Here is a 13,202-nt window from a genome sequence, read left to right as displayed (position 1 = left end):
AATACGTTAAGCGCGTACGCGTAACTGCAATATTAATAAGAAGGCATTCACAAAATAAAAAGCCCACACAGTGACATCGTCATACTGCGCAGGCTTCTGGTCTATCGGTTAATTAACGGTGCTAATTAATCGTCTTTCTTTGCTGAATCCGTGTTTGATAAATCTGTGTTGGGTAAATCTGCAAAAACTTCAGCAGGTTTAGCCACAATATTTCGCTTATCAATATTCACATCAGACAACACGATTTCAACGATATCACTGAGCTTATAAATAACCTCTTTATCAATAGAAATGGTGCCTTGCTCTGAGCTTGATTCGATACGCTCTTTGTTATCCATAATCAGTGAGTTTGGCACAAAGGCTGCGGCGCCATTTTCGATCAGTCTGACACGCATACCGCTACGACCAATATCAAAAATTTCACCTTGGAACTTGGTTTGTGCTTCCACGTCTTGTTTTAAAGTGCGCGCGTATAACCAATCACTGACTTTACGTTCAGCCATTCGATGATATTTACGATGTAGCGCCAATTCATCACCAACTTCATCATCTGGAATTTGCACTGGTGCTTTATCTAGAATCACAGCTTTAAGTAAACGATGGTTGATCATATCGCTGTATTTACGAATTGGAGAGGTCCAAGTTGCGTAAATATCTAAGCCCATAGCAAAGTGAGGGGCAGGGGTGTTGCCCATCTCTCCATAAGCTTGGTGCTTGCGAATTCGATTGTCTAAGTATTGAGTTTCCTGAGAGGCCAACCAACGGCGAAGCGTGGCAAAACCTTCTAAGGTCACGACATTCTCAGCATTGAATCCTTCAGCGCCATATTCAGTGACAAGATCGATGACATTTTTTACTTTGTCATCTTTAAGACCAGAGTGAGTATTGAAGATGCCCATGCCAAGCTTGTTACTCAGTACACGACCGGCACAAATATTGGCGGTGATCATCGCTTCTTCAACCAGTTTGTTGGCACTTCGGCGTACATCGGAATGAATGGCGATAACATCGTTGTCTTCACTAAGCTCAAAACGATAATCAGGGCGATCAGGGAAGATCACTGCGTTGTTTTTACGCCAATGGCTACGAGCTTTCGCCATTGCGGATAAATCGTTTACAACCGCTGCAATTTCATCCGTTGGAGACCATTGCTCACTGTGTCCAATTTCTAAATAATCTGACACATGGCTATAGGCTAAGCGTGCGTGAGATTTAATGTTTGCGGCAAAGAAACGAATGTCATCTTCAATGGTGCCATCAGCGCTGACGGTAACGGTGCAACATAATGCTGGGCGCAGTTCGTCTTGATGAAGAGAACAAAGGCTATCAGCAAGTTCACGCGGTAGCATTGGAATATTGCGACCAGGAAGATAAATGGTAAAACCACGTTCACGAGCCACTTTGTCCATCTCGTCATTTGGCGTGATGTAAGCAGTTGGATCGGCAATTGCAATCGTCAATTCAAATTTATTGTCGTCTGTTTTACGTGCGTATAACGCATCGTCCATATCTTTGGTTGACTCACCATCGATGGTAACAAACGGGATATGCGTTAGATCTTCGCGGACTAAGTCGCTATCGTCATGCATCTGCCAGTCATCAATACCCGCAGGTTCTGTGTTTGGAAGATCGTTTTCAGCAAGAGTAACCCACCAAGGCGCAATTTTGTCATTGGCATCGGTGATCTTTTCGGTAATTTCGACCATGAAGCCGTTATCACCTTTTAGAGGGTGTTGAATGACTTTGGCTACAACCCAATCACCTTCAGTAAATAGGTCGTGCTTTAGGCCTTTAGCTGTTTTTGCTTTTAAGGATAAGTTTCTAAGCTGAGGTTGATCCGGTACAACGTTTAAACGGCCTTTAAAAAGTTTAATGCGACCAATGAAACGAGTGACGGCTTGCTCTAGTAACTCATCAGGTTCTGCCTGTTCTTTATCATTTTCGGTACGAATAAGCGCCACCACTCTATCGCCATGCATACATTTTTTCATGTATGGGGGCGGAATAAAGTAACTGGTTTTATTATCTACTTCCAAAAAGCCGAACTTCTTGTCAGTTGCCTTAATCGTCCCTTCTTTCGTTGGGATATTTTCTTTGATCTGCTGTTTTAGTTGAGCAAGCAACGGATTATCTGCAAACATCTATTATTTTATTAATCTTTGGCAATTATAGGGTTCAATTTGCGACTTCATCTTACTTGCGTGGATAGGCAAGCGCCTTGAAGGGCGTGATTTACGGTGGTTATCTTACCGACTCTTGATGCAAATGTATAACTTACGCCATACGTATAAACAATAGGCAGAAATAAATGCCTAATTGGGTCTAGATACAAAGGTAAATGGGCTTAATCATCAAATAAAAAATGACATATTTCGATCCATTGGTCGGCTTTACGCGTAAAGAAACCATACATATAAAAACTATGTATTTACAAACTATGTATACACAAACTAACTACAGCATGTTTGTTGTGCTTTTATGACGCAAAGGAGCGACTTATGAAAATCCTAACAACAGTATTGATGATTCTATTTATCGCAGGCTGTGCTCATTCAGGAGATGATATGACACAAAAAGAGCGACAAGCCTTAGTGAAGCATACTCATTCCGACATGCAAGGTCGTCGTTATTAGCTCATATTCCCATCTAAAGTTTGCGAGTGTTTTTTCAGGCTGTGATGGGGATCTCACTGCTCTAAACAGGCATATAAAGTGTGTATTTCGGTAAATTTGTGATCTATTTCAATTTTTTCTTGTAATTATCTATTTTATAAGGCAGAATTCGCCACCTTATTTTGTCCCTAGCGGCTTGATGCGTTTTATATACTTTTCCCTTCTGAAAATGGATTTAGTGTGTATAGCAGGATCGGTGTATGAATTTAGAGAGCACCTGGGACCGTCTTTATGAACACATTATAGTGGGATCCCGATGCAAGAATCTGAAATTAAATTCAGCGATTTAGAACTAAACGAACAAATCCTTTCTGCCCTTGATAGCATGGGTTTTGTTTCTCCAACACCAATTCAATCAGCGTCAATTCCTTTGCTTCTTGAAGGTAAAGATGCGCTAGGTAAAGCACAGACAGGTACTGGTAAAACAGCGGCTTTCTCTTTGCCTCTTCTTAACAGACTTGAACTAGACCAACGTAAGCCACAAGCAATCATCCTTGCTCCAACTCGTGAGTTGGCTATCCAAGTAGCAGCAGAAATCAAAAACCTAGGTAAGAACATTCGTGGTCTTAAGGTTCTTGAAATCTACGGCGGTGCTTCAATCGTTGACCAAATGCGTTCTCTTAAAAATGGTACGCACATCGTTGTTGGTACTCCAGGTCGTGTACAAGACCTTATCAACCGTGACCGTCTGCACCTTGACGAAGTAAACACTTTCGTTCTTGATGAAGCAGATGAAATGTTGAACATGGGCTTCGTAGAAGACGTTACCGCTATCCTTGAGCACGCTCCTGCGTCTGCTCAACGCGTATTGTTCTCTGCGACTATGCCTCCAATGCTTAAGAAAATTGTTGAGCGCTTCTTGCGTGATCCAGCGTTTGTTGATGTTGCGGGTAAAAACCACACTGTTGATAAAGTAGAGCAACAATTCTGGGTTGTTAAAGGTATCGAGAAAGACGAAGCAATGACTCGTATTCTTGAAACTGAAGAAACTGACGCTTCTATCGTATTCGTACGTACTCGCCAAGACACTGAACGTCTAGCAAGCTACTTAGCGGACCGTGGCTTTAAAGTTTCTGCACTACACGGTGATATTCCTCAGTCTCAACGTGAGCGTACTGTAGACAACATCAAACGTGGCGTAATTGACATCCTAGTTGCAACTGACGTTGTTGCTCGTGGTCTTGATGTACCTCGTATTACACACGTATTTAACTACGACATCCCATTCGATGTTGAATCTTACATCCACCGTATTGGTCGTACAGGCCGTGCTGGACGTAAAGGTAAAGCGATCCTTCTAGTTCGCACTAACCAAATGCGTATGCTTCGCACTATCGAACGTGTGACTAAGTCTTCAATGGCAGAAATTCAACTTCCATTGCGTGACCAAGTTGCTGAAGCACGTTTGAACAAGCTAGGTCTTGAACTGCAAGCTGACAAAGAACATTCTTCTTTAGAAAAATTCTCTGAGCTTGTTGAAAAACTTCAAGCTAACTTAGAAATTGATGCAGCAACACTAGCGGCGATTTTACTTCGTCGTCAGCAAGGTAAGCGTCCATTATTCTACGTTGGTGATGACCCAATGACTTCTGCAATCGAGCGTGATAAGAAACGCCGTACAGAACGTCGTGAAGGCGGTCGTGATGGTCGTGACGGCGGACGTGATGGCGGTCGTAGCTACGGTGGCGAAACTAAAGACTGGGATACATACCAGCTTCAAGTTGGTCGTGATCAAGGCGTTCAAGTTAAAGACATCGTTGGTGCTCTTGCAAACGAACTAGGCCTAACTAAAGGTTCTATCGGTGCAATTAAGCTGGCTCAAGGTCATACTTTTGTTCAGCTTCCAAAATCAATGACTTCAGAAACGACTGGCAAACTACGCAAACTGCGTATTCGTCAAAAAGAAACAGCGGCAGAAATCTCTGATTTCAATGACTTCCGTGAATCTCGTGGCGGTCGTCGCGATGGTGGCGGTCAACGTCGTAGCGGTGGTGAAGGTCGTCGCAGCGAAGGCAACCGTGGCGGTGAGCGTAGCGGTAACGGTGGCGGTTATCGTGGTAACCGTGACGGTGAGCGTAGCGGTGGCGGTCAACGCGATGGTGAACGTCGTTTCGACAGAAACCGTGGTGGCGATAATCGTGGTAACTTCCGCGGTGAACGTGGTCACGCTCGTCGTGGTAACAACACTGGCTCTGGCGAGTAAGCAGAACAGTTAAATAAATAACTCTGATAAACAATTAATGAGTTAAGTATTTCTAACCGAAGCACATCATGTGCTTCGGTTTTTTTTTGTCTAAACAATGCTAATCCTAAACAATAACGGCTCACTATAGCGGGTTAAAACATTCGATAATGGGTCTGAAATAATCGCTAATCAAAAACTTCCCATTTTGTGAGGTGTTTTTGCTGCGCAATATACACACTTACTGACTGCTATAGGTATAAAACAGGTGATTATGGCTGCGCTTCAATGTGATCTTGTATGACTAAACAGTCGGTAAAAATGAGCTTTAACCTTTCAAATATGGTGAAAAATGGAATAAAAGTTCCTTTTTATGCGAGAGTCAGCCTCATTTATTCATATTTAGTTAAAATTTCATGTGTTAAAAAAATTTGCAGATTGATCTAGATCAAAGTATGGTAATTTGTATGATTATTTAATTAAAAAAAATTTGAATAATTTCCAAATTATTTGATAATCATAAACAAAGATTGAATGCCCTCGTCTAATTAGGATTTAACTCATGTCAAATAAGAACGTACTCGTTATCAATTCAGGCAGCTCTTCATTGAAGTTCGCTGTAATCGATTCTGAATCTGGTGAAGCACTAATCAGTGGACTAGGTGAGTGTTTCGGCCTTCCAGAAGCGACAATTGGTTGGAAGTTCAATGGTGAAAAAACACAAGAAGCAATCACAGCTCCTGACAATCATCATCAAGAAGCAATCAACCGTATCGTTAAATTGATGGAAGAGTTATCTTTTAAAGAGACAATCGTTGCTGTTGGTCACCGTATCGTTCACGGTGGTGAAAAATTCACTAGCACTGTTCGCATCGATGAAACAGTACTTGCAGAGATTGAAAGCCTTTCAGATCTTGCACCTCTTCATAACCCAGCAGGTGCTAAGGGCATCCAAGCTGCAATGGCAGCGTATCCTTCATTGCCTCAGTTTGCTGTATTTGATACTGCATTCCACCAAACAATGCCTAAGAAAGCTTTCACAGGTTCTATCTCTCATGAGTTGTATGATGACTACCGTATCCGTCGTTACGGCTTCCACGGTACTAGTCACTACTTCGTAACTCAAGAAGCGGCTAAAGTATTAAACAAACCAGCTTCTGAAACTAACCTGATCACTGTTCACTTAGGTAACGGCGCTTCAGTTTGTGCAGTAGCAAATGGTGAGTCAGTTGATACGTCTATGGGCTTCACTCCACAAGCGGGCCTAATGATGGGTACACGTTGTGGTGACCTTGACCCAGGCGTTATCGAGTTCCTGCTTAAGAAAGGCTGGTCTCAAGAGAAAGTATTTGAAACTCTATACAAAAAGTCTGGCTTCCTAGGTGTGTCTGGTCTTACTTCTGATGCTCGTGGCATCCTAGAAGCAATGGCAGAAGGTCATGAAGGCGCTAAACTTGCGTTCCAAGTATTTACTTACCGTGTAGCAAAATACATTGCTTCTTACCTAGTACCATTAAATGGACTAGATGCAGTTGTATTCACAGGTGGTATTGGTGAAAACGCATTGGATATCCGTAGCGAAATCCTAAGCAGCCTAAACGTACTAGGTTTTGTTGAAGATAAAGCAGCTAACGAAGCAGCTCGTTTTGGTGCATCAGGTCAAATTGGTGAATCTAAACTTCTAGATGCTAAAGTTCTTGTTATCCCAACTAACGAAGAATTCGTAATTGCTAAACAATCTGTAGAACTTATCTAAGTTAGATTGAATTAGAATTTGAAAGGCGACCCTGTTCACAGGGTCGCCTTTTTTGTTGGGTGAGTGTTTGGGGTTACTGAGTACGGGTAGCGACTAGAACCGATGATTAATTCTGGTGTTAAAGCCAATAAAGTGTGAACTTTGTCGCTAATTTTCGTCGATCTCTGTACACTGCGTTTTTTGTCAATTTTGAGAGAACTCATGTCTAAATTTTTCTATCGTGGCACACCTGATATCATGAAAAATCACGCTAAAAGTGGTTATAACCCAGATGCTACATTAAAGCTGGGTAGTGAAGGTGCACCGCTGTCTCTCGTGGTTGCCTCGCAACAGCGTAAAGTTGAGGTTCAATCGATTGTTGATGAGCATAAATTGTTTGCTAATATCGATATTGATGCGTCTATTGAAGAAAACATTTCTGAGTTAGATGCTGTGCTTAATAAGCCAAAAACTCAACGTTTTGAGAAAACGCCACAGCGCAATGATCCATGCAGTTGTGGAAGTGGTAAAAAATATAAGAAATGCTGCGGTAAGTAATTGGATAGCAAAGATATTATTTGCTTGTTCATAGGGCACTAATAGATAACTAATTGCTAATCAATGCTTTGCTCCATCATTTAAATTTAGCGAGTGATTGATAAAATCGATAAATAACCTCAATCTTGCCGGCATATATTTGGTTTGTGCGTATTGCATCAGTATATTGCCGTGATGATTGCTGGTTATAGTCCAGTCTTCAAGCACTTGCACCACTTCACCGTGTTGAACCGCATTTTCGATAACAAAATCATGGAACAAGCCAATTCCTAAGTGGTTTTTCACCCCATCAAATCGAAGCTGCGCCTGATTGACCGCGTATCGCCCTGATACCGTCACTGATTGTGATAGGTCATCTTTATGAAACGTCCAAACATTATCGTGTTGTGTCTCTGCTAGATAAAGACAGTTGTGATGAATTAAATCTGAAGGGTGGGTAGGCTTACCGTGTTTCATTAGGTAAGGCTTTGAGGCACAAAGGAGCAATTGAGTTTGTCCTAGTTCTTTAAGGACTAACTGTTCATCAGGTTGTTCGGTAAGCTTAAACGCAACATCTATTCCTTGTTTGTAAATGTCGACAGCCCCATCAATCGCGCGAGCTTTTATCTGTATATTGGGATATTGCTTAAGGAACTCGATGATCAGCGGTTGCAGCACCACTGCCAAAAATGCCTCTGGCGCAGAGATTAATATACTGCCTTGTGCCTGAGAATGACCGATTGAAGACAGCTCTACCGCTTGCTCGGCGGCATTGAGCATTTGTATCGCCTGCTCATAAACCTTATTTCCTTCCTCGGTAATCCGAAAATTACGAGTGGTACGCTCAATGAGTTTCACCTCAAGGGCTTTTTCTAAACGAGTAATGGTTTTAGACACCGCTGATGGAGTCATCGCTAAGCTATTTGCGGCATTGGTAAAGTTGCCTTGTTGAACCACAAGAGTGTAGGTGGCCAAATCCGGTAGCAATGCCATGAGCTGAGTGGTTTTCATTATTTGTGCCTGCAATTCATAAATGATTTTCCATTAACCGTATTATACTCATAAGCGCTTTCCACTAGAATCTCTTTACACTGTAAATTATGAAAAGATCGCACTTTTTTAAAGTGTGAATGCTTATCGCGGTTTTTCCGCTTTACCTAAAGGATCATAGAATCATGTCTTCTGCATTTTACAATCAAATCCAGCAGCAAATCGAAGAAGTTAAAAACGAAGGCTTGTATAAGTCTGAGCGCATTATTACTTCTCAACAGAAAGCGTCTGTTTCAATTTCTACTGGTGAAGATGTACTTAACTTCTGTGCAAACAACTACTTAGGCCTAGCAAACCACCCTGAGCTTATTAAAGCAGCTCAAGGCGGTATGGATGAGTATGGTTTTGGTATGGCATCAGTACGCTTTATTTGTGGTACTCAAGACATTCACAAACAACTTGAAGAGAAGCTGTCTACTTTCTTAGGTATGGAAGACACCATTCTTTATACTTCTTGTTTTGATGCAAACGCAGGGTTGTTTGAAACTATTTTAGGTAAAGAAGATGCCATCATCTCTGATGCGCTTAACCACGCTTCTATTATCGATGGTGTGCGTTTGTGTAAAGCGATGCGTTTTCGTTACTCAAACAACAACATGCAAGAGCTTGAGCAACAACTGATTGCCGCTGACGAAGCGGGTGCGCGTCACAAGCTTATCGTGACTGACGGTGTATTCTCAATGGACGGCGTGGTTGCAAACCTTCCAGCTATCTGTGACTTAGCGGATAAATACGGCGCGTTAGTCATGGTTGATGACTCTCATGCGGTTGGTTTCATGGGTGAAACAGGCGCGGGTACTCACGATTATCACAACGTTATGGATCGTATCGACATCATTACCGGTACACTTGGTAAAGCTATGGGTGGCGCGTCAGGCGGCTATACTTCTGGTAAGAAAGAAGTGATCGACTGGTTACGTCAGCGTTCTCGTCCGTACTTGTTCTCAAACTCTGTTGCACCTGCCATTGTGTCTGCTTCTTTACGTGTGTTGGATCTTCTACAAGAAAGTGGCGATCTACGTTCTCACCTTTGGGATAATGCAGCGCACTTCCGTGCTCGTATGGAAGGTGCTGGTTTCACTATGGGTGGCGCGGATCACGCAATCATTCCTATCATGCTAGGTGATGCGAAAGTTGCAGCAGAATTTGCTGAGCGCGCACTAGAGAAAGGCATCTACGTTGTGGGCTTCTCTTTCCCTGTAGTACCAAAAGGCCAAGCACGTATTCGTACTCAAATGTCAGCCGCACACACTCGTGAGCAGCTTGATCGCGCAATTGACGCTTTCATCGAAGTGGGTCATGACATGGGATTGATCAAATAATGAAAATCAAAGCACTTTCCAAGCTAAAGCCTGAACAAGGCATTTGGATGAACGAAGTTGATATGCCTGAAATGGGGCACAACGACGTTCTGATCAAAATTAAGAAAACCGCAATTTGTGGCACTGATGTGCACATTTACAACTGGGATGAGTGGTCACAAAACACCATTCCTGTACCTATGGTTGTCGGCCACGAATACGTGGGCGAAATTGTGGCTATTGGTCAAGAAGTTCGTGGATTTGAAATAGGCGATCGCGTATCAGGTGAAGGCCATATTACATGTGGACATTGCCGTAACTGCCGTGGTGGCCGTACTCACCTTTGTCGAAATACTATCGGTGTAGGCGTTAACCGCACTGGTGCATTTGCAGAATACTTGGTGATTCCAGCATTTAACGCATTTAAAATCCCTGATGGCATCTCAGATGATCTTGCGTCTATCTTTGACCCGTTTGGTAATGCTGTGCATACCGCATTGTCATTTGATCTTGTGGGTGAAGATGTATTAATTACCGGCGCAGGCCCAATTGGTATCATGGCCGCTGCAGTTGCTAAGCACGTAGGTGCTCGCCACGTAGTCATCACCGATGTGAACGAATACCGCTTAGATCTTGCGCGTCAAATGGGCGTCACTCGCGCCGTTAACGTTGCCAAAGAAGATTTAAAAGATGTGATGGCTGAGCTAAACATGACCGAAGGCTTTGATGTGGGTCTGGAAATGTCAGGCGTACAAGCGGCATTTAGCACCATGTTAGAAACCATGAACCATGGCGGCCGCGTAGCATTACTGGGTATTCCACCATCAGACATGGGTATTGACTGGAACCAAGTGATCTTTAAAGGCTTGGTGATCAAAGGTATCTATGGTCGTGAGATGTTCGAGACATGGTATAAGATGGCAAGCTTGATTCAATCAGGCTTAGATTTAACGCCAATTATCACGCATCACTTCAAGATTGATGACTTCCAAGAGGGCTTTGACGCTATGCGTAGCGGGCTTTCAGGCAAAGTGATCCTTGATTGGGAATAGACCTCCAATTTTGATGTTTGAATGATGAAAACGACAACTCAGGTTGTCGTTTTTTTATGTCTAGAAATTCTCAAAACGAACCTCTAGCCGAAATCGAATGCTGGCTTCTTCTTCAAAGCTTTGCTCGTATTCTTTGTACCAGTTGTATTCGGGAGTGATTTCATAATAAAGCCACTCAAAGAAAAAATTATGTCGATAGGTTAGGGCGATTAAGGTGTTATCGATATAGGTTCTAGGAGAGTCAGTGCCAGTAGTGCTGACGGTGTAATTTAGAGCTTGGGTGGGTGATAAATATTGATATAGCACCAATCCGGTCCCCATGTCCCATACGTCGCTATCGTCATCGTGGTCGTGATTAAATTCGGCAAATGAGGTCCAGCGTAGTAATAGATTTTTGGATAACGCCTGATCGATATCGAATTGAGTGGACTCTCCAGTGACTTGTTTTTTCTGGTAAATCTTTTGAGTTAAGCGGGTGACAGTATTAATGCTCAGAGGATAAGTAAAACGATATCTCGCTTCGATTTTAGGCTTAAATGTGGCCTTGATATTAAAGCTACTGCGACCTTTTGCGTAAATATCGTATCTTAATCCTACAGAGTTCTGTATCTCTTCTTCATTGCTTGGGAAAATGTCAAAAAGATCATCCTCTCCGTCGGATTCAATGATCAGTTTCAGGCGTTTGGTTACTTTTGGCAGGTTAAATTTGGCGTCTATTTTTGTTTTGTACTTAAATCCATTGTCTTCATAATAGATAAAATCATTTTTCCAACGCATTGATGTTCCGGCGCGGGCATCTTCTGTCACACGTTCATCAGCAAAGAAATCATCAAACCAGACCGCAGGCTGACAAAATTTTGTGTTCAGGAAGTGATAAGCACGAGAAATTGGCCTATCATCGTCTGGCTTACTTAAGCATTTTTCTTGTGGCGTATCTGCCCAAGAAAATGTTGAGAATCCAGTAAATAGCAGTGCGAGAAAAGTGACTTTGTGCAAACCGGTTCCTTTGGTTATGTCACGAACTTTTATTATTGTAGATATAACACTAAATGTCACAAAGTGTTTGATTTGGTTTTAAAAAGTGTTGGATAAAGAAAATATACTCAAGCTTGCCCGTATGAAGATGCCCTTTGGTAAATTCGCAGGGCGCGTGCTTATTGATCTACCCGAAGAGTACTTACTCTGGTTTCAGAATAAATCACAATGGCCAGCAGGCGAACTAGGACAATTATTGCAATTGTGCTTAGCACTGAAGGTAGAAGGGCTGGATGCGGTTGTAAAACCACTTAAAGATGAATCGAGTCGTTATTAAGAGACGCTATAAAAAAATTCACCACTTATCGTGTGCCTAAAAATGTTAAGTACGCTGTAGTGTTAGTCATATTCAAGGAGATGTTATGAGTAAACAATATGTACCGCCAAGTGTATGGGAAAATGATGTTGACGGTGGTAATAAATGGGCCAATATCAACAGCCCTGAGTCGGGTGCGAGATTTGATAAAGTACTCGAACAAGGAAGTCACGATTTACAGTTGTACTCTCTAGGTACGCCAAATGGGCAAAAAGTCACCATTTTGCTTGAAGAGTTGTTGGCACTCGGCATAAAAGAAGCTGAATACGATGCTTACTTGATTAGCATTGGTGATTTAGACCAGTTTTCATCAGGCTTTGTTGCAGTCAATCCTAATTCAAAAATCCCTGCTTTGGTTGATAAAAGTGGTGAAACAGCGGTCAATGTGTTTGAGTCTGCGTCAATTCTAGTTCATTTAGCGGAGAAGTTTGGTCAGTTTTTACCAAGCTCTGGTGCACAAAGAACGCAAACCTTCAATTGGCTATTTTGGGCTCAAGGATCGGCACCATTTTTAGGCGGTGGCTTTGGGCATTTTTATGCCTATGCCGATGAAAAGCAAGAGTATCCGATTAATCGTTTTGCGATGGAATCCAAGCGCCAATTAGATGTGCTTGATAAACAATTAGCAGAGAACACATTTGTTACAGGCGCGGAGTACACCATTGCCGATATGGCGATTTGGCCATGGTATGGCAACTTAGTGTTGGGCAAACTATACGATGCAGCGCAATTTCTGCAGGTTGAGTCTTACAGCAATGTGGTGCGTTGGGCGAAAATGATTGAGCAACGCAAAGGGGTTCAGCGTGGGCGTATTGTAAACCGTTCATTTGGCGAAGAATGGGAGCAGCTTCCTGAACGTCATTGCGCAGAAGATATCGATAAGGTATTAAAACTTCGTCCATAGCTTTGCAGTATTAACTATTGCAGTATTAACTATTGCAGTTTTAACTATAGTGGTCGGCTATAACTTTTGTATCTTTGGCTATGATGTTGGCATTGACGGCTAGAGATACAAAGCATTATGCGCGTAGTTTGCTATTAAGTTACTCGTTGATTATGAGTCACTTCGACTGCGTTTGTTATGAGGTGCTTTGCTGCTAAAGTATGATTGTATTATGTTTGAATTTTGAGCGATCTAGTGCTAAAAATAGAGCGTTAGATGAAAAACATTTGTATTGAGGCTTCATAAAGTTAGACTATAGCGCAAGGCAATCTCCGTTAATATGCGGAGATTTTTTTTGCCCATAAATTGCAATTAATCACTGTGAAAAGTGACAAATTATTTTAATTCCCCTCATTAGGTGTAGAATTCCTTTCATGGT

At 42.2% G+C, this 13,202-nt stretch carries 11 protein-coding genes; 8 read left to right on the top strand and 3 right to left on the bottom strand.

What is annotated here, in order from left to right; all coding sequences use genetic code 11:
- Positions 1–125: 125 nt before the first annotated feature.
- A complete protein-coding gene (gene rnb, locus A9260_RS12820; RefSeq protein ID WP_068699557.1) occupies positions 126–2,141 on the bottom strand; it encodes an exoribonuclease II in 2,016 nt (671 codons plus the stop codon).
- 357 nt (positions 2,142–2,498) lie between these two features.
- Between rnb and A9260_RS17190 the strand changes: the two genes are divergently transcribed.
- The 4 genes from A9260_RS17190 to A9260_RS12805 all read left to right on the top strand — a co-directional run bounded on the left by A9260_RS17190 (position 2,499) and on the right by A9260_RS12805 (position 7,147).
- Positions 2,499–2,633, top strand: a complete 135-nt coding sequence (locus A9260_RS17190) for a hypothetical protein (RefSeq protein ID WP_269451470.1) — start codon at positions 2,499–2,501, stop codon at positions 2,631–2,633.
- 295 nt (positions 2,634–2,928) lie between these two features.
- Positions 2,929–4,875 carry a DEAD/DEAH box helicase gene (locus tag A9260_RS12815; RefSeq protein WP_068699556.1) on the top strand — a complete coding sequence of 649 codons (1,947 nt, stop codon included), beginning with the start codon at positions 2,929–2,931 and terminating at the stop codon, positions 4,873–4,875.
- Between the two features lie 541 nt (positions 4,876–5,416).
- Positions 5,417–6,610, top strand: coding sequence for an acetate/propionate family kinase (locus A9260_RS12810; protein ID WP_068699554.1), 1,194 nt, complete (start codon positions 5,417–5,419; stop codon positions 6,608–6,610).
- A 201-nt stretch (positions 6,611–6,811) separates the two neighbouring features.
- Positions 6,812–7,147 carry a PBPRA1643 family SWIM/SEC-C metal-binding motif protein gene (locus A9260_RS12805; protein ID WP_068699552.1) on the top strand — a complete coding sequence of 112 codons (336 nt, stop codon included), beginning with the start codon at positions 6,812–6,814 and terminating at the stop codon, positions 7,145–7,147.
- A 60-nt stretch (positions 7,148–7,207) separates the two neighbouring features.
- Here the strand turns inward: A9260_RS12805 and A9260_RS12800 are convergent, their stop codons facing one another.
- Positions 7,208–8,137, bottom strand: coding sequence for a LysR family transcriptional regulator (locus A9260_RS12800; protein WP_068699550.1), 930 nt, complete (start codon positions 8,135–8,137; stop codon positions 7,208–7,210).
- Between the two features lie 164 nt (positions 8,138–8,301).
- Between A9260_RS12800 and A9260_RS12795 the strand changes: the two genes are divergently transcribed.
- Together A9260_RS12795 and tdh are read left to right on the top strand one after the other, a co-directional pair.
- Positions 8,302–9,498, top strand: coding sequence for a glycine C-acetyltransferase (locus tag A9260_RS12795; protein WP_068699548.1), 1,197 nt, complete (start codon positions 8,302–8,304; stop codon positions 9,496–9,498).
- Positions 9,498–10,529, top strand: a complete 1,032-nt coding sequence (gene tdh / locus A9260_RS12790; protein ID WP_068699547.1) for an L-threonine 3-dehydrogenase — start codon at positions 9,498–9,500, stop codon at positions 10,527–10,529. Before A9260_RS12795 ends, tdh begins: the two co-directional genes overlap by 1 nt.
- 60 nt (positions 10,530–10,589) lie before the next feature.
- On the opposite strand, the gene A9260_RS12785 is transcribed toward tdh, so the two are convergent.
- Positions 10,590–11,501, bottom strand: a complete 912-nt coding sequence (locus tag A9260_RS12785) for a hypothetical protein (RefSeq protein ID WP_197485240.1) — start codon at positions 11,499–11,501, stop codon at positions 10,590–10,592.
- Between the two features lie 109 nt (positions 11,502–11,610).
- Between A9260_RS12785 and A9260_RS12780 the strand changes: the two genes are divergently transcribed.
- Both A9260_RS12780 and yghU read left to right on the top strand, forming a co-directional pair.
- The gene (locus A9260_RS12780) at positions 11,611–11,841 is read left to right on the top strand and encodes a DUF3820 family protein (RefSeq protein ID WP_068699543.1); all 231 of its coding nucleotides are present in this window, start codon (positions 11,611–11,613) and stop codon (positions 11,839–11,841) included.
- Positions 11,842–11,926: 85 nt separating this feature from the next.
- Complete coding sequence (gene yghU / locus A9260_RS12775) at positions 11,927–12,784, top strand: glutathione-dependent disulfide-bond oxidoreductase (protein WP_068699541.1); 858 nt, start codon at positions 11,927–11,929, stop codon at positions 12,782–12,784.
- The last annotated feature ends 418 nt before the right edge of the window (positions 12,785–13,202 follow it).

The organism is Vibrio sp. UCD-FRSSP16_30, assembly GCF_001676025.1.
Lineage (GTDB): Bacteria > Pseudomonadota > Gammaproteobacteria > Enterobacterales > Vibrionaceae > Vibrio.
The sequence above is the reverse complement of the archived record's forward strand: the minus strand, read 5'-3'. Positions and strand labels throughout refer to the sequence as shown.